This is a genomic window from Dyella monticola, from assembly GCF_003363155.1.
Lineage (GTDB): Bacteria > Pseudomonadota > Gammaproteobacteria > Xanthomonadales > Rhodanobacteraceae > Dyella_B > Dyella_B monticola.
Genome location: NZ_QRBE01000006.1, coordinates 130790 through 148462 on the forward strand (window position 1 = coordinate 130790; position 17673 = coordinate 148462).

15 protein-coding genes are annotated in these 17673 nt (G+C 62.0%); 9 read left to right on the top strand and 6 right to left on the bottom strand.

Annotated features, from left to right (window positions below; all coding sequences use genetic code 11):
• Positions 1 to 89 precede the first annotated feature (89 nt).
• From DWU98_RS11645 to DWU98_RS11675, 7 genes are all read left to right on the top strand, one after another.
• Positions 90 to 1034: a peptidylprolyl isomerase gene (locus tag DWU98_RS11645; protein WP_115495730.1), complete on the top strand. Its 945-nt coding sequence runs from the start codon at positions 90 to 92 to the stop codon at positions 1032 to 1034.
• A 132-nt stretch (positions 1035 to 1166) separates the two neighbouring features.
• On the top strand, positions 1167 to 3296 hold the full coding sequence (locus DWU98_RS11650; RefSeq protein ID WP_115495731.1) for an AsmA family protein: 2130 nt from the start codon (positions 1167 to 1169) through the stop codon (positions 3294 to 3296).
• 91 nt (positions 3297 to 3387) lie between these two features.
• Positions 3388 to 4314: a DMT family transporter gene (locus DWU98_RS11655; RefSeq protein WP_115495858.1), complete on the top strand. Its 927-nt coding sequence runs from the start codon at positions 3388 to 3390 to the stop codon at positions 4312 to 4314.
• Between the two features lie 192 nt (positions 4315 to 4506).
• Positions 4507 to 5439: a 23S rRNA (adenine(2030)-N(6))-methyltransferase RlmJ gene (locus tag DWU98_RS11660; RefSeq protein ID WP_115495732.1), complete on the top strand. Its 933-nt coding sequence runs from the start codon at positions 4507 to 4509 to the stop codon at positions 5437 to 5439.
• 37 nt (positions 5440 to 5476) lie between these two features.
• Positions 5477 to 5983, top strand: coding sequence for a Slp family lipoprotein (locus DWU98_RS11665; RefSeq protein ID WP_115495733.1), 507 nt, complete (start codon positions 5477 to 5479; stop codon positions 5981 to 5983).
• Between the two features lie 10 nt (positions 5984 to 5993).
• Entirely contained in the window at positions 5994 to 6902 is a 909-nt protein-coding gene (locus DWU98_RS11670) for a cation diffusion facilitator family transporter (protein WP_115495734.1), read from the top strand.
• 128 nt (positions 6903 to 7030) lie between these two features.
• Positions 7031 to 7636 (top strand): GNAT family N-acetyltransferase, encoded by a 606-nt coding sequence (locus DWU98_RS11675; protein ID WP_115495859.1) that lies wholly within the window; start codon positions 7031 to 7033, stop codon positions 7634 to 7636.
• Here the strand turns inward: DWU98_RS11675 and DWU98_RS11680 are convergent.
• Positions 7633 to 7836, bottom strand: coding sequence for a hypothetical protein (locus tag DWU98_RS11680; protein WP_147293308.1), 204 nt, complete (start codon positions 7834 to 7836; stop codon positions 7633 to 7635). The two genes, DWU98_RS11675 and DWU98_RS11680, sit on opposite strands and share 4 nt — an antisense overlap.
• A gap of 83 nt (positions 7837 to 7919) precedes the next feature.
• Here DWU98_RS11680 and mfd point away from each other — a divergent pair, with 83 nt between their 5' ends.
• Positions 7920 to 11366, top strand: a complete 3447-nt coding sequence (mfd, locus tag DWU98_RS11685) for a transcription-repair coupling factor (RefSeq protein ID WP_115495736.1) — start codon at positions 7920 to 7922, stop codon at positions 11364 to 11366.
• Between the two features lie 46 nt (positions 11367 to 11412).
• On the opposite strand, the gene egtD is transcribed toward mfd, so the two are convergent.
• The gene (gene egtD / locus DWU98_RS11690; protein WP_115495737.1) at positions 11413 to 12384 is read right to left on the bottom strand and encodes an L-histidine N(alpha)-methyltransferase; all 972 of its coding nucleotides are present in this window, start codon (positions 12382 to 12384) and stop codon (positions 11413 to 11415) included.
• On the bottom strand, positions 12381 to 13631 hold the full coding sequence (egtB, locus tag DWU98_RS11695) for an ergothioneine biosynthesis protein EgtB (RefSeq protein ID WP_115495738.1): 1251 nt from the start codon (positions 13629 to 13631) through the stop codon (positions 12381 to 12383). Before egtB ends, egtD begins: the two co-directional genes overlap by 4 nt.
• 271 nt (positions 13632 to 13902) lie before the next feature.
• Here egtB and DWU98_RS11700 point away from each other — a divergent pair, with 271 nt between their 5' ends.
• Positions 13903 to 14340: a DUF6491 family protein gene (locus tag DWU98_RS11700; protein ID WP_115495739.1), complete on the top strand. Its 438-nt coding sequence runs from the start codon at positions 13903 to 13905 to the stop codon at positions 14338 to 14340.
• Positions 14341 to 14400: 60 nt separating this feature from the next.
• On the opposite strand, the gene DWU98_RS11705 is transcribed toward DWU98_RS11700, so the two are convergent.
• The 3 genes from DWU98_RS11705 to DWU98_RS11715 all read right to left on the bottom strand — a co-directional run bounded on the left by DWU98_RS11705 (position 14401) and on the right by DWU98_RS11715 (position 17562).
• Positions 14401 to 14787 (bottom strand): hypothetical protein, encoded by a 387-nt coding sequence (locus tag DWU98_RS11705; protein WP_115495740.1) that lies wholly within the window; start codon positions 14785 to 14787, stop codon positions 14401 to 14403.
• A gap of 64 nt (positions 14788 to 14851) precedes the next feature.
• A complete protein-coding gene (gene rlmKL, locus DWU98_RS11710) occupies positions 14852 to 17038 on the bottom strand; it encodes a bifunctional 23S rRNA (guanine(2069)-N(7))-methyltransferase RlmK/23S rRNA (guanine(2445)-N(2))-methyltransferase RlmL (RefSeq protein WP_115495741.1) in 2187 nt (728 codons plus the stop codon).
• A complete protein-coding gene (locus tag DWU98_RS11715) occupies positions 17035 to 17562 on the bottom strand; it encodes an alpha/beta hydrolase (protein ID WP_115495742.1) in 528 nt (175 codons plus the stop codon). The genes rlmKL and DWU98_RS11715 overlap by 4 nt, the downstream gene beginning before the upstream one ends.
• Positions 17563 to 17673 lie beyond the last annotated feature (111 nt).

Sequence of the window (17673 nt, forward strand, 5' to 3'; positions counted from 1 at the left end):
GGTGAAAACCTCAACCATCGCCGCTGCGCTTCGCACCGCGGCGAAGCTCTGGTACCGTCCGAGCCTCGCGCATTCATTTGGGGAAATCCATGCGTCCGCAGTCGCTTGCCGTAATTCTTGCCTCGGTGCTCGCCCTGCTCGCGTTGCCCGCGACGGCCGACACATCCAAGCCCACGCCCAGCGCGAAAGAACTGATCGCCCAGTCCAAGCCCAATGAATGGCGCACACCCGATCCCAACAACCTGCTTTACATGCAATTGCCGCAAGGCCGGGTGGTGATCGAGCTGGCGCCCGATTTCACGCCACTGCACGCGGCGAACATCCGCACGCTGGTGCGCGAACACTATTTCGATGGCCTGGCGATCATTCGCGTGCAGGACAACTTCGTCACACAATGGGGCGATCCCAACGACGATGACAGCGGCGACAAGAGCAAGATCAAGCCGCTCGGCCATGCCAAACGCACGCTGCCACCGGAATACACGCGCGCGATCGATCCCAAGCTGCCGTGGACATCCCTGCCCGATGGCGATGTGTACGCACCGCAAGTCGGTTTCACCGAAGGGTTCCCCGCAGGGCGCGATCCAGCCACCGGTCGCGAGTGGCTGTTGCATTGTTACGGCATGGTGGGCGTGGCGCGCGATGTCGCGCCCGATAGCGGCAACGGCAGTTCGCTCTATACGGTGATCGGTCAGGCACCACGCCAGATCGACCGAAACCTCGCCATCGCCGGCCGTGTCATTGAAGGCATGCAATACCTCTCTGCGCTGCCGCGCGGCACCGGCCCGCTAGGCTTCTACACGCAGGCAGCGCAACGCGTACCAATTCTCTCGGTAAAGCTGGCGGCCGATCTGCCACCCGCACAGCGCGAGCAACTGCAGGTGTTGCGCACGGATAGTGCGACCTTCGCAGCGCTGGTCGACGCCAAGCGCAATCGCCACGACACGTTCTACACGTTGCCAGCCGGAAAAGTGGGGGTATGCAACATCGATGTGCCGGTGCGCACGCAACCCGCATCGAGCGGTGCCCGATGAGGTAACGTCCGCCCTGCCCGTCGGGCGCATCCGCGCGAACCGGATACGGTTATCCACGCCGATTACACATCGCCTTCGCCTCGATCGTAGTTAGTTGAGGCCACACCGGACTGGCGAGAGGCGAAGGAGTCGATGCGGCTCAGTTTGAAGATACTGGCCTGGATGGTGGGTGTGCTGACGGTGCTGGTGGTCGCACTGATTTTGTTTGTGGCCTTTTTCGACTGGAACCGCCTCAAGCCCACCATCGATGACAAGGCCAGCGCGGCTTTGAGTCGGCCCTTTATCATCCGTGGCGACCTCACCGCGGCATGGCGGCGCTCGCCGACCGAGCACGGTCTTGGCAGCCTCATGCCCTGGCCCACCTTCACCGCACGCGATATCCGTATAGGCAATCCGGCGTGGGCCAGGCAATCGCAATTCGTAGAACTGGACGCGGCGGTGTTCCGACTGTCACCGCTGCCGCTGCTGATTGAGCACATCTATGTGCCTTCGGTGCAATTGGTGGGCTTGCACGTGGACCTGGAACGCAACAGCCAAGGCCAGGCGAACTGGGATATCTCTCTCCCCACGAGCCAGAAGCCGTCGAACTGGACGTTCACGCTTGGCACCATTGGCCTGGACAAGGGCGACATCGCGCTGGATGACGCAAAAAACCGCCTGAATCTGCATGTGGGCATCACACCCTTGCAGCAGGCGATTGCCTACGACCAGCTCGTCAAGCAAGCCTCCAGCGACGCGCGGGCGGATGTGGGTCATGGCGTAGGCAGCATGGTCAACGAAAGCCAGACCAGCCCGGATATCTCTCCCGACGCACAACGCTCGAGCTATCAATTCGCCTGGACGGTCAACGGCAGCTACCAGGGCGCGCCCGTGAATGGCCACGGCAAGTCCGGCGCGGTGCTCGCGTTGCAGCAGACCCATGTCCCGTTTCCGGTACAGGCGCGCGTACATATCGACGACAGCAAGATCGCGCTGGTCGGCACATTGACTGATCCGTTGCACTTGGGTGCGCTGAACCTGCGCCTGTGGTTCGCGGGCAGCAGCATGGCCAAGCTCTATCCGATCATCGGCATCTCGCTGCCCGACACGCCGCCGTATGCCACCGAGGGCCACCTCTCAGCGCAACTGCATTACCACGGTAGCCATTTCGAATACCGCAATTTCAAGGGACGTGTAGGCGAAAGCGATCTGGGCGGCAACATCCAGGTCACCACCGGCGGTGCGCGTCCCACATTGAGCGGCGATGTGCATTCGCAGACGTTGCGGTTTGTCGACCTTGCATCGCTCGTCGGTGCTGGCAATGAAACGCAGAAGCAGGCGCGCGGCGATACCACCTCGCAGCCGACCAACAAAGCACTGCCGGTGGAACAGTTCCACACCGATCGCCTGCGTGCGATGGATGCCGATCTCAGCTTCGACGCTGCACACATCGAGCATCCGTCATCACTGCCGATCGACGCACTCACTACGCACATCTATCTGGATAACGGCGTGCTGCGTCTGGACCCACTGCATGCCGGCGTAGCCGGCGGCACGATCGACGGCAAGATGCGCATGGATGCAAGCGCCGAGCCCATGCGCACGACGTTCGATCTGCGCGCGCGTCGCGTGCATTTGAAGCAGTTGTTCCCGACCATTCAATCCATGCAAAACAGTCTGGGCGAAATCAACGCCAATGCGACCCTGAACACTACCGGCGATTCTCCCGCCGGGCTAATGGGCAATGCGGACGGCGACGTGAAGCTAATGATGGAAAACGGCGAGGTAAGCAAGACCCTGCTGGAAGCCGCCGGCCTGAATGTCGCCAACGTCGTGATCGAAAAGCTGTTTGGCGACAAGACTGTGCACATCAATTGCCTCGCCGCCGATATGGATGGAACCGACGGCACATTCACCAGCCGCCTGTTCGTACTGGATACGTCGGACGCCATCATCAACGTCACCGGCACCATCGATTTTCGCAATGAACAGCTGAATCTGGATGTGGTGCCGCATACCAAGGGCCTGCGCATTTTTTCGCTACGCTCGCCGCTCTATGTCAAAGGCACCTTCAAGAACCCCGACGTGGGCGTACACCCGGGACCGCTGTTGCTGCGTGGCGGTGGCGCGTTGGCGCTCGGCATCGTGGCCGCCCCGCTGGCGGCCTTGGTTGCGGTGGTCGTGCCCAGCCGCGATCAGCACAACGATTGCCAGCAGGTGTTGACGACGTTACGCCACGAACAGCCCTCCGGTCCGGCCCAACCCGGCGCGAAGGGTAAATAGCAGCGGCGCGAACGTGCGTCGATCGCCGGTGTTTCTGAAAAGAGGCGCCGCGCGAGCTAGAATCACGCGCCGTCCATTCCCATCGATGTTCATGCAGCCTCTCACCAAGGCCCGCCTGCAGATTCACTTTTGTGTACTGCTGTGGGGCTTCACCGCCATTCTCGGCAAATTGATCACGCTACCGGCGATCGCGCTGGTGTGGTGGCGCATGCTGCTGGTGGCCGGCGCGTTGCTGATGATGCCCAGGGTCTGGCGCGGCCTGCGGGCGATGCCGATGAAGCTGCGCTTGGCCTATGCTGGGATTGGTGTGCTGGTGGCCGTGCATTGGTTGACGTTCTACGCGGCGATCAAGCTTGCCAATGCATCCGTCGGCGCAACCTGCATTGCCTTGGGGCCCGCGTTCCTGGCGTTCATCGAACCGTGGGTGGCCAAGCGGCGTTTCGATCCACGCGAACTGGTGATCGCCATCGCGATAGTGCCCGGCGTGGCGATGGTCGCTGGCGGTGTGCCCGCCCACATGCGCTTCGGCATCGTGGTGGGCGTGGTCTCGGCGCTCTTCGTCGCATTGTTCGGCGCGTTCAACAAACGCATGGTCGATCATGGCGATCCGCTTACCGTCACCTGTATCGAGTTGGGCACGGGCGCACTCTTCCTTACCGTACTGGCACCGCTGTTGCCGCATCAGGGAGTGGCCTTTCCGCTTCCTAGTCTGCACGATGCGCTGTTGCTGCTGGCCTTGTCCTTCGGTTGCACCTTGCTGCCGTTTACGCTGGTGCTGGTGGCGCTTCGTCATGTCAGTGCGTTCGCCACGCAGATGATTACCAACCTGGAGCCCGTCTATGCCATCGTGCTGGCGATACTGCTGCTGGGCGAGCAGCGGCAGCTCGACGGGTGGTTCTATCTGGGCGTGGCGGTGATTCTGTCGGCCGTATTCGCGCATCCGCTGTTGCATCGGAACGAACAGGTGCCACTGCAAACCGAACTGCTCGGCACGGCCGAAACGCATAATCTCGACTGACCGACACGCTGCGGCCGGAACGGCGCGGGCTTGCCATCCTGCTCATGGACGGCGCTGTACAACCCGACCGCTTGCGCATGCCTTGTTCCAGCGTCCTTTTTCACGAAGGCCACACCTGAAACCTTGCTCGCTGCGCAAGCGCATCACCGTGGCGTATTACTATCCCTGGCAACCCTGCCTTTGCGAGCACCCATGAACTATCGCCACGCCTATCACGCAGGCAACTTTGCCGACGTCCTCAAACACAGTGTGTTGTTTGCGCTGATCCAGGCGCTGGAGGCAAAAGACACGCCGTTCGCGCTGATCGACACGCACGCAGGCAGTGGCTGCTACGCACTCGACAGCGAAGAAGCAGGCAAGACGGGCGAATACCGCGATGGCATTGCGCGCCTGATGTTTCCTGACCTGCGACAGGGCGGACAAGGCACCCTGCCGTCGCTGCTGCGCCACTGGCTTGATGCCATCCTTGCTTTGCCAGGCAATGAGCACGGCCTGAAGCTATACCCCGGTTCACCGCTGCAAGCGGCGCGAGCGATGCGGGCAACCGATAGCGCACAGCTTTGCGAACTGCATCCTGAAGAAGTGTCGCGCCTGCGCGAGCTGTTTGCGCGGGATCATCGCGTGCACGTGCATCACCGTAACGGTTACGAAGCACTCAAAGGCTTGCTGCCGCCGAAGGAAAAACGCGGCCTGGTGCTGATCGATCCCCCGTACGAAGCACAGGACAATGAATTCCGCCTCATCGAAGCAACGCTTAAGGCAGCACTGCAGCGCTGGCCCACTGGCATGTATGCGATCTGGTACCCGATCAAGCTGCGCAGCCAGGTGCAGCCTTTTCTTCGCTGGCTGCAGCATTGCGGCGCGCGACGCGTGTTGCGGGCCGAACTGCTGGTGCGCCCGGACGATTCACCATTGCGCTTGAACGGCTCGGGGATGGCGATTCTCAACGCGCCCTGGAATCTTGACCAGATGCTGCGCGACCCTCTGCAAGCCATGGCGCGCCTGCTGGCGCAAGAACGCGCGGCGCAATGGCAGCTGGATTGGCTGGTGCAGGAGCAGGATGCCGCCGGTCCGTCATCGCCGCGTCACACCAAGCCGCTACCGCCGCCCAGGCGTCCCCGCTAAGCTCAAGCCGTTGCACGTTCGCTGAAGGGATATCGCCATGAACCTCCGCACCGCTTTGCGTCCGTTCGCGCCGCTTGCCTTACTGCTGCTGACGGCCTGTGCACCGGCGCCGATCTACAAGACCGCACCCGGCGCCGTAACGGCGCTGCCCGCGCAAGTGGCTCACGCACCGGAACAGTTCGGCAATGGCGCGGTGATCTGGGGCGGGAGCGTGGTCAGCGTGCGCAACTTCCCTGACCACACCGAAATGGAAGTGCTGGCCTACCCGCTGGATTCCTCGCAGCGGCCGCGGCCGAATGCGCAAGGCGCGGGCCGCTTCATTGCGATCTTTCCGGGCTACGTGGAAGCCTTCAATTTCCCCAACGGCAGCCTGGTCACGTTGAGCGGGCAACTCAGTGGCACGCGCGCTGGCAGTGTGGATCAAGCGCCTTACGTCTACCCGCTCATGACAGTGGCGCAATCGCATCGCTGGACGGCCGCCGAAATGCGTGCGGGCCATCCCAATATCAGTTTCGGTGTAGGTGTAGGCGTGGGTATCCACTGACCTCTCGCCCATGTCCGGACACGCCAATTCGCTCAAGGCGATCCTGTTGGCGCTGGGCGCCAACTTCGCCATTTTCATCGCCAAGCTGGCCGCTGCGGTGATAACCAGTTCGGGCGCGATGTTGGCCGAGGCCGTTCACTCGTTGGCCGATTGCGGTAACCAGCTGCTGCTGCTGCTGGGCATGCGTCAGTCGAAGCGGCCGCCGTCCGACGAATACCCCCTTGGCTGGGGACGGGCGCTGTATTTCTGGTCGTTCGTGGTGGCAGTGCTGCTGTTTGCCGTGGGCGGCCTGTTCTCCGTCTACGAAGGCGCACACAAGCTCGCGCATCCGGAGCCGCTGCGTTGGCCGTGGGTGGCGCTGGGAGTGCTGGCGTTTGGCATCGTGATGGAAAGCATCTCCATGCATGGCTGCCTGCGCGAGGTGAATCAGGCACGCGGCGAACAAAACCTGTGGCAGTGGTTTCGTGAAACGCGCTCCAGCGAGTTGCTGGTGATCTTCGGCGAAGATCTCGCCGCACTGCTCGGTTTATGCCTGGCTGCCGTGGCCATCGGCGCGGCCATGCTCACCGGCAACTTGCTGTTCGATGCGCTGGGCACCATTGCCATCGGCGTGCTGCTGATCGTCGTGGCGATCGCATTGGCCATCGAAGTGAAGGCCTTGCTGATCGGCCAGGGCGTGGAACCGCGCCGACGCGCGGAGCTGCTTGCCTTCCTGCACGGCCGGGCGGAGATTGCCGAAGTGCTCAACCTGATCACCTTGCAGATGGGGCCGGACGTGATGGTGGCGATCAAGGCGCGCATGGTGCCCACCCCCGATAATCTGAGCCTGATCGAGGCCATCAACACCGTCGAAAAGGCGATGAAGGCGCACTTCGCCGACGTGCGCTGGAGCTTTTTCGAGCCGGACGTAGCCGACTAGCGCCCATTCATGCTGCTTTGCGACAACTCGACGCAACCAATAGCGCTTTCCCGCCGCCAAATAGCCCGACCTGCTTGCCGCGCGTTCATGCTGCAACGCAAACAATACGGTAAAGTATGGGGATGATGATGACCGCTGCCCGCGACTTCGAGCCCCTCTCCCGGCACGCCCACCTGCCGCCGCGTAGCCGCGAGCGTTATTCGCCCTCGCCCGTCTGCGCTGCCCCACCCGGCGAGCGGGTGCATACCGCCGACGGTCGTGAGCTGATCCTGCGCAGCATCGAGCCGGGCGACGCAGCGGCCATCCAGCGCTGCTTCAAGCGGCTTCCGCCGGAGGATGTGCGCCGCCGCTTCATGCATGCCATGTCCGAGCTCCCCGCGCCCCTGGCGCAGCGCCTGTGCCGGATCGACCCCGAGGTGGAAGCAGCCTTCGTGCTGATCGATGAAACCGTGCAGCCGGCCGAACTGCGCGGCGTGGGGCGCATCTTCGTGGATATCGCCAGCAACACGGCCGAGTTCTCCGTGCTGGTGGAACGCGAATGGACACGCATCGGCCTGGGCGCCCTGCTGATGCAGCGCCTGGTGGACGAATGCCGCCGCCGCAACCTCAACGAAATCTGGGGCTATGTGCTGATGGAAAACCGCCCCATGCTGGCACTGTGCAAGGAACTGGGCTTCGCCGCCCAGATGGTTCCGGGCGAACCGGGCACCGCGCAGATCCGGCTTACGCTTTAGGGTCGCGCGCCGTAAAGCACGCCGCGTTGCCGTGTTGCGTGAGGATCAGGGCGCAGTACAGCACACTCTTCCGCCAGATGCGCCTTCAGATGGTCGAACACGCGCGCCTTGTCCGCCATGCCGCCCGGCGGACAAGGCAGCAGGTGGAGCAGCAGCATCGAGTCGTAGCGGCGATCGCCCAGCATCATTGCTGGCTGCATGACGAACAATCCACCACAGCCGACGCGCTAAACTTGCGCGCTCGCTGGGCGTCATACCCGCGCTTTCCCTCCGCACCCTTCCCATGCAGACAGTCAGTCACCCGCCCCTCCCCACCAGCCCCAAGCAACGCCGCTTCTGGACACCGCCACACGGCTCCGCGCGCGCCTTGCTGATTGCCGAGGCCGCAAGGTCGCATGAGGGCCTGCTGGTGGCGGTAACGCGCGATACGCAGCGCGCCCACGCGCTGGAGGACGAGCTGCGCCTTTTTGCAGGCACGTTGCCGGTGCTGCATTTTCCCGATTGGGAAACGCTGCCCTACGACGTCTTCAGTCCGCATCCGGATATCGTTTCCCAACGCGTCGCCACGCTCTATCAACTGCCCAGCGTGACGCGCGGCGTGCTGGTCGTGCCAGCCTCGACGCTCATGCAGCGCATCGCGCCACGCTCGCACATCACCGGTTCCGGGCTGATGCTGCACAAGGGCCAGAAGCTCGATCTGGCGACGGAACAACGGCGCCTGGAAGCCTGCGGCTATCGTCATGTACCGCAAGTGGCCGAGCCGGGCGACTTCGCCGTGCGCGGTGCGCTGATCGATATTTTCCCGATGGGCGCGAGCGCGCCTTATCGCGTGGAGCTGTTCGACGACGAAGTGGAATCGATCCGCAGTTTCGATCCGGAAACACAGCGCTCGCAGCAGCAGGTGGAAAAAGTGGAGCTGCTGCCGGCACGCGAATTTCCTGTGACCGACGACGCGGCCAAGGCATTTCGCAATCGCCTGCGCGAACGTTTCCCCATCGACGTGCGCCGCTGTCCGCTCTATCAGGACATGAAGGAAGCTGTCACGCCCGGCGGCATCGAGTATTACCTGCCGCTGTTTTTCGAGAACACCGCCACGCTGTTCGATTACCTCGCCGGTGATGCGCTATTCGTACTCGGCGAAGGCACGCACGAGGCGTCCGAACAATTCTGGGTACAGACGGCCGAACGTTACGATCAGCGCGCGCACGACATCGAGCGTCCTGTGCTGCCGCCAGCGGAGCTTTATCTTTCGCCCGAGCAGTTGCGCGAACAGCTCAACAAGCGCCTGCGCGTGGAAGTGGTCGATAGCAGTCATGAGCACGCCGTCGACGCCGGCACCCAACCCGCTCCGGAGCTGCCGCTCAATCGCAAGGGTGAAGAGCCTGGCACGTCGCTGCGCCATTTCGTGGAGGCGTATCCGGGCCGCATCCTGGTCGCCGCCGATTCGGCCGGCCGCCGCGAAGCCCTGCTCGAGCAATTGGCCGTGCCCGGCCTTCGTCCGGAAAACCTGGACAGCTGGCCCAGCTTTCTCAACGGGTCGAACAAGCTGGCGATCATCATCGCGCCGCTTGAGCAAGGCTTTGCACTGAAGAAACCCGCTATCACCGTGTTCACCGAACGCGAACTGTTCGGCGAGCGCGTACGCACCGAACGGAAGCGCCGGCGTGGCGCAGCGCGCGATCCCGAAGCGATTATTCGCGACCTCACGGAACTCTCCGTGGGTGCGCCAATCGTGCACGTCGACCATGGCGTAGGCCGTTATCAGGGTCTGGTGTCGATGGAGCTCGGCGGCTTGCAGGGCGAATTCCTCATCATCGAATACGCCAAGGGTGACAAACTCTACGTACCGGTGGCGCAGCTGGGCCTGGTCAGCCGTTATTCCGGCACTGCGCCGGAACTGGCGCCGCTGCACTCGCTGGGCGGCGATGCCTGGGAACGCGCACGCAAAAAAGCGGCCGAAAAAGTACGCGACGTGGCGGCCGAGCTCCTGGCGATTTACGCACAGCGGGAGGCCCGCGGCGGTGAATCCTTGCCGATCGATCGCCAGCTGGTCGAGGAATTTGGCAGTAATTTTCCGTTCGAGGAAACGCCCGATCAGGCGCGCGCCATCGATGCGGTACTCGGTGATCTGGCCGCACCGCGCGCGATGGATCGCGTGATTTGCGGCGACGTAGGTTTCGGCAAAACCGAGGTCGCCTTGCGCGCCGCATTCGCCGCCGCCACCGCCGGCAAACAAGTGGCACTGCTGGTTCCCACCACGCTGCTCGCACAACAGCATTACCGCAACTTCGCCGATCGCTTTGCGGACTGGCCCGTAAAAGTGGATGTGCTCTCGCGCTTTCGCTCCACCAAGGACGTGAACGAGGCGCTCAAGCGCCTGGCCGACGGGCAGATCGACGTGATCATCGGCACGCACAAGCTCCTGCAGCCTGATGTGAAGTTCAAGCAACTGGGCCTGGTGATCGTTGACGAAGAACAACGCTTCGGCGTGCGCCAGAAAGAACAGCTCAAGAAGCTGCGCGCCGAGGTAGATCTGCTGACCATGACCGCTACGCCGATTCCGCGCACGCTGAATATGGCGATGAGCGGTCTGCGCGATTTGTCCTTGATTGCTACGCCGCCCGCGCATCGCATGGCGGTGCGCACGTTCGTGTCCGCCTGGGAACCGGCATTGATTCGCGAAGCGTTCCAGCGCGAGCTGCAGCGTGGTGGCCAGGTGTATTTTCTGCACAATGAAGTGGAGAGCATCGAACGTACCGCGCGCGAAGCGCAGGAACTGTTCCCCGAGGCGCGCATCGGCATTGCGCACGGCCAGATGCCCGAGCGCGAACTGGAACAGGTGATGGCCGACTTCCATCGCCAGCGCTTCAATGTGCTGGTATGCACCACCATCATCGAAACCGGCATCGACATTCCCACTGCCAACACCATCATCATCAATCGCGCGGATCGGTTCGGCCTGGCACAGCTTCATCAATTGCGTGGCCGCGTCGGACGTTCGCATCATCGCGCTTACGCGTATCTGATCGTGCCGGACAGACGCTCCATCACCGCCGATGCGGAGAAGCGCCTGGAAGCGCTTGCGTCGCTGGAAGAGCTCGGCGCCGGCTTCACACTTGCCACGCACGACCTGGAAATTCGCGGGGCTGGCGAATTGCTGGGCGATGAGCAATCAGGGCAGATCCAGGAAATTGGGTTTGGTCTCTATACGGAATTGCTGGAACGCGCAGTGCGCGCCTTGAAATCCGGCCGCGTGCCGGACTTCGACTTGAGCTCCGAGCACGAAACCGAAGTGGAACTGCATCTGCCTGCGCTGATTCCCGACGATTATCTGCCGGATGTGCATGCGCGCCTGACGCTGTACAAGCGCATTGCCAGCGCGCGCGACGAAGAGGCATTGCGCGAATTGCAGGTGGAAATGATCGATCGCTTCGGCCTGCTTCCCGATGCCGTCAAGCACCTGTTCGCCGTTACCGGCTTGAAACTGGCCGCCACGCCGCTTGGCATCCGCAAGCTGGACTTGGGCGCCAATGGCGGCCGCATCACGTTTCGCGACAAGCCGGATGTCGACCCGATGGCCATTATTCGCCTGATTCAGAATTATCCGCGCGTGTATAAGCTGGACGGTCAGGACAAGCTGAAGATCAACCTGGAATTGCCGGGCTCCACAGAGCGCATTCGTGCGGCGCAGGATGTGCTTGGAAGGCTTGGGACGCGCAAGGCGGCCTAATGAACATCGAACTTCCCTCCCCTCCTACACGCAGGGGAGGGAGCGGTTACGCCGCACGCGTCAAATAGTGCAAGCTGAACATCCGCTCCGGATCAAACCACACGCGCTGCACTGCCAGTCCCGCAGCCGCGGCCAGCGCTGCAAAATCGGCCACTGAATACTTGCAGCTATATTCCACCAGCATGGCTTCATCCTTGCGGAAAGGAATCTGCAAACGCCCCACGCGCACATATTGTTCCCGCTGGCTGAGGATATGTGTTTCGATCCGGCCAGCCATAGCGTTGTAACGCGCGCGATGCCGGAAGCCGCCCAACTCGAAATTGCAACCCAACTCGCGATTCAGTCGCACCAGCAGGTTGAGGGTAAATTCGGCGGTGACGCCCGCTGCATCGTTGTAGGCCGCTTCGATGGTCGCGCGGTCTTTCTTCAAATCAGCACCCACCAGAATGCCGCCGTTGTCACCCATCTCGCTGCGCATTTTGCGTAACAACTGCGCGGCCTCGCGGTCTTCAAAATTGCCGATGGTGGACCCTGGAAAATACAGCACAGTGCGGCGCGGTGCGCGCGGCGGCACCGGCAAGCGCAGGGGACGCGTAAAATCGACCGCCAACGGCTGGATCGGAAGATGCGGAAAATGCGCCGCCATGCGCTCCATGCCCAGCCGTAGTGGCTCAATGGAGAGCTCCACCGGAACCCAGGCCACAGGCGTCGCCAAATGCTCCAGCAGGAGTCGCGTTTTGATGGCGTGGCCGCTGCCATATTCGACCAGGCGCACGTCGGGACCCAGCACCTGCGCGATATCGCCCGCATGCTCCTTCAACAGAGCAATTTCAGCACGCGTGAGGTAATACTCCGGCTGCTCGCAAATCTGCTCGAACAGTGCCGAACCACGTTCGTCATAAAATAGCCAGGATGGCAGGTGCTTGGGCTGCGCGCGCAAACCACGCTGCACCACTTGCAACAACACATTGTCAGGCGGACGTTGTTCGTCGCGCACTACATAAGCTTGTACATTCATCGGTCCTGTCCCAGGCGAATACCCGCGAACTGCCAACGGGCATGGGGCGGAAAGAAATTGCGGTAACTGGCGCGTATGTGATCGCGCGGCGTTGCGCATGAGCCGCCGCGTAAGACCCATTGGCCATTCATGAATTTGCCGTTGTATTCGCCCAGTGCACCGGGCAGCGGCTTAAAACCTGGATAGCTGACGTAAGGAGAGGCTGTCCACTCCCAGGCGTCGCCATACATTTGCAGCAGACCATCACCCGATGGCATCGCGATCGGATGGAGGCGAAGGTTGTCCTGGAAGTTGCCGTGCAGGGGCAATCGCGCCGCGGCGTCTTCCCACTCGGCTTCCGTCGGTAAACGCGCACCCGCCCAGCGTGCAAACGCATCGGCCTCGAAATAGCTGATGTGACACACCGGCGCGTGGGGATCCAGCGGTTGAATACCTGCGAGCGTGAACTCGCTCGTCAGGTCTTGCTGCCAATACAATGGCCGCTCCCATCCATCGCGCTGTACGCGTACCCAGCCATCGGAAAGCCAGAGTCCGGCATCGCGATAGCCACCGTCACGGATGAAAGCGAGGTATTCGTCATTCGTTACCAACCGGTTTGCCAGTGCATGCGAGGACAGCCATGTCGTGTGGCGCGGTGTTTCATTGTCGTAAGCAAAACCGTCGCCATGATGGCCGATATCCATCGGCCCCTGCCGCCCCGGCACGAAGCGCATCGGGGCGCTTCTGCTTTCGTTGGGCGATGACGCATGGTGATAGGCGGGTTGCAAGGGATTGCACCAGAACGCGTGCTTGATGTCGGTAAGCAATAATTCTTGATGTTGTTGTTCGTGTTGCAAGCCCAGTTCGATCCGGGCTGCGAGAGGTTGGTCAACGCCACGCACCAAAAGTTCACCGACGGCTTCGTCGATGCGCGAACGATAGTCGCGAATGTCATCGAGCGTGGGCCGCGTGAGCAACCCGCGTTTTGGACGCGCATGCATCGGCCCAACCGATTCGTAGTAGGAATTGAACAGGTAGTCCCATGCCGGATCGGCCGAGCGATAGGCTGGATCGCAGCCCAGCACAAATTGCTCGAAGAACCATGTGGTGTGCGCAAGATGCCATTTGCCGGGGCTGGCCTCCGGCATCGACTGCACTTGGAGATCTTCGCCGCTCAATCCCGCGCACAGCGCCAGTGTCTGGCGACGGATACGCATGAATCGCGTGACTGCATCTTCGGTATAGGGAGCGAATGCTGGGACATTCATAGCGCAGACTCGGTAACGGCGAACGTGCTGCGATACACCTTCAGAAGCGCGAAACAGCGGACGATCATACAGCCACCATGCCGCACGTGTTGTTCAAATAATGTGACAGGGTACCTGGGTTCTTTGTGGATGTCTTCGCCCTGCGCTGCACAATCGTGCACGCCGATTTTCTGACATCATGCCTCCCACGCAATGGCATCCTGACTCCCGCGCATGGGAAGGATCGGGCCACTGCATTGAACGCTCAACAAACAGCCGTGAGGTGACTTCCATGAAAGCCGTCATTTCTGCAGTGCTGACCCTTGCTCTGGCCGCCATGGCGGGGGCCTCGCTCGCGCAATCAGCGCCAATGCACAACACGCTTCCCTATAAGGATTGCATCCGCACCGATCTGATCAACGAATGGCATGTGGTCAATCCAAAAACCGTTATCGTTCGCACCGGCCCGCATCAACGCTATCTGGTCAAACTGCAAGGGAGCTGCGACAAATTGGGTATCGGCAACCCCGGCCTGCTGTTCGTCCCCAGCCAAGCGGACAAAGCGACGAGCGTATTTCGCATTTGCGGTGGCGTGGGTGAGAAAGTGCGTTCCAGGTATCAACCACCCTGCGCTATCGAATCGGTCGGCCTGATCGATGAAGCGACGTATGAGCACTACCGCGCCGGCTCCACGTATCACAGCATTACGACCCAGGCACCGTCCCACTGACGCAAAAAAGAGCCCGGCATGACCGGGCTCTTTATCCATGCTATTTGCTATTTCCGGCGATCAGTACGCCGGACCGACATAGCGGGTTTGGTAGGGATCCGTCGTCACGACCGTGGTGGTAACCACCGGCGGCGGTGCCGCTGAATAAACCACTGTACCCGGTGCATACACCACCGCCGGCGGCGGTGCGTAATACACCGGCGGGCCCGCTACCGCACCCGCCACAAGGCCGGCCACTGCGCCACCGACGATGGCGCCAGCGATCCAGCGGCCGCCACTCCAGTAACCGCCGCGATAGCAGCAACCACCGTGATAGTAACCACCGCCGTGATACCCGTGCCAGCCCGAACCACCCCAGGGATGCGCCGAGGCGCCCACGGGTAAAGCCGCTGCCGCAGCAAGCGCTAAGCCAATTGCAACGAACTTGCCGACACTACGTTTGACCATGACACACCTCCGTTTGCACGACGTGAATGGTCATCCTGGCGCGCTTAATCTGTACTGAAGGGTTTCATTTCTTAATACGTGCCGCATCCCAAGGATTTAGCGGGCCGTCAGCTGGACGCAACCGCAGTAGCCAGCAATCGTGAATGTTTGCGCGGCGCGAAAAATCAAACGGAATACTGCCCGCACCCCAGCTCTCGATAACCAGGCGCGAGTCAAGCGCCTGGCGATCAAGCGAGAAACGGCGGAAGTTGTTTGAGAACACGATCACACCGTCAGCCGTCAGCCGATTTGCGCATGCCAGCAACAGTGCAACATGGTCGCGTTGAACATCGAAATCGTCCGCACGCTTGGAGTTGGAAAACGTGGGCGGATCGACGTAGATCAGGCCGTAGCGCTCGTGCGTGCGCTGCAGAAAAGTCGTGGCATCGGCCTGGATCAGGCGATGTTTTTCGCCGGTGAATCCGTTCAGCGCAAGATTGCGCGACGCCCATTCCAGATACGTACCGGACAAATCCACGCTGGTGGTATCGCGCGCGCCGCCAGCCGCCGCATAGACAGTTGCGGTGGCGGTGTAGGCAAATAGATTGAGGAAGCGCTTTCCCGCGGCCAGCTCACGCAGCTTCGCCCGCACCAGACGGTGATCGAGAAAGAGGCCCGTATCCAGGTAATCGTGAAGATTGACCAGGAACGTCAAGCCGCCCTCTTCCACCTCGATGAATTCTCCGCGCTGGTCGAACTGACCGTATTTGGAACCACCCTTGCCGCGCTCGCGGGTCTTGATGGCGATGCGTGCACGCGGCATATCGAATACTTCGCCGGCCACCCGCGTTATTTCACGCATACGCGTGCGCGCCAGTTCCTGAGGCACATCGGCCGGTGCACGATATTCCTGGACGTGCAAATGCGCGGCATCCGATGTATCGACGTATACATCGATCGCCGCGGCGTATTCGGGAAGATCCTGGTCGTAAGCGCGCCACGCATGGATGCCTTCGCGCTCCAGCCGTTTGCGCAGGTGCTTTAGGTTTTTCTCCAGCCGGTTCTTCAGCATCTGCGCGCCGGGCGATAGCGGCGGCTTTTCGCGCGGCGTGTCGTCGCGTGGATGCAATTCGAAGATCAGCAGCACCGTTTCCAGCGCACCGTTGTAGAGCGTGTATTTCTTGTCGGTACGCAGCGTCGTGGCACGACCCAGTTCGGCATCACCCGCAAGTACCGCCGCACGCCAGCCGGTGAAATGATCGCGCAGCGTTTCGCCGAGGCTGCGATAAAGTGCGGGCATCCCTTCGCGCTCGCCCAGCCGTTCGCCATACGGCGGGTTGGTGATCACCAATCCCTGCGCAAAGCCAGATGGGGGCCGCACGTGTTGCATGTCATGGCGATCCAGCGTTAGAAACCCGGCCACGCCTGCTTCCTGTGCATTGCGTTTGGCCGTCTGAACCATGCGCGGGTCCGCATCGGAGCCGAAGAAACAACTGCGCAGCGCCGGCAGTCCGGCTTCCGCGCGCCGGTTCGCTTCAGCGAGCAAACTACGCCACAGGGCAATGTCGTGCTGTTTCCAGCCGAGGAATCCGTAGTAGGGGCGACGCAGGCCGGGGGCGACATCCGCTGCCATCAACGCGCCTTCGATCAGCAGGGTGCCTGAGCCGCACATGGGATCGAGCAACGCGCCACCTTGCGCGTATACGGCAGGCCACCCTGCGCGCAGCAGCATGGCGGCAGCGAGGTTTTCCTTGAGCGGCGCTTCGCCTTGCGTTTGGCGCCATCCACGGCGATGCAGGGGCGCCCCGGCCAGGTCGATCGACAGTGTGGCGCGATCGCGGCGCATGCGCAGGTTGATGCGCACGTCGGGCTCTTCCGTATCCACGTCGGGACGATTAAGACCGCGCTCCCGGAACTGATCGACCACGGCGTCTTTCACACGCTGTGCCAGGTATTGGCTATGCGTGAGCTTGCTCTGCGAGGTGTTGGCATCTACCGCAAGCGTTGCATGCGGGGCGAGGTGATCGGTCCACTCGATCGTTTGTACGCCGGCATAAAGCGCATCGTCCGAGGCGGCATCGAATTCCGCAATCGGCAACAGGATACGGCTCGCCAGGCGCGACCATAGACATGCGCGATAGGCGGTTTCCAGGCTGCCCGAAAAACGCACACCGGCAAGTGCCTCGTGCACGTCGGCGCCGCCCAGCGCGATCAGTTCGTCGCGCAGGAGATATTCGAGTCCTTTCGGACAGGTTGCAAAAAATGAATTCAAGCGCTTGCCGCCAACTGTTCCAGAAAAAGGCCGAAGTGGCGGCTGATGGCGTCAATGTGCGCGCCAAGGCGATGGTCGTCATCCAGGATCAGCAAGGGAAGCTGGCGTCGCCCGGCGAACTCGTAGACCTCATCCAGCGGACAGACCTCATCACCCCAGCCGTGAACCAATAGCGTGGGGACATCCAGGCGCACGTCGAAGGCCAGGTCGTTGCCGGGAATAAGCGCGGGCGTGGCAAGCAGGAACAAGCCCGCCACCGGCAATTCGAGCGACGCCAGCCCGGAAACGAACGCCCCCATGCTGGAACCCACCAGCACCGGCGGTGCGCTGCACGCGGCCATGCGCTCGTGCAACCGGGCGATGCGTGGCGCCACGGAGGCGGCGTGGCCCAGTTTGTCGTCCTCGCGAAAATCAGGCCGCTCTGTGCTCCATCCCATCGATTGGGCAAGCTCTGCCAGCACGCTGACCTTGGTAGCGTCGGGTCCTGAGTCCGAACCGTGGGAAAGAATGACGTGTCCAGGCATGGGAGGCTCCATGGAATGCCGGCGGGGTGTGCATGATAGCCCGCCTGGAGCACGGCACGCCGTGCACTGCCACGCTCCTCTTGGTTCAGCGCACTTGCGCGTGCAAGACTG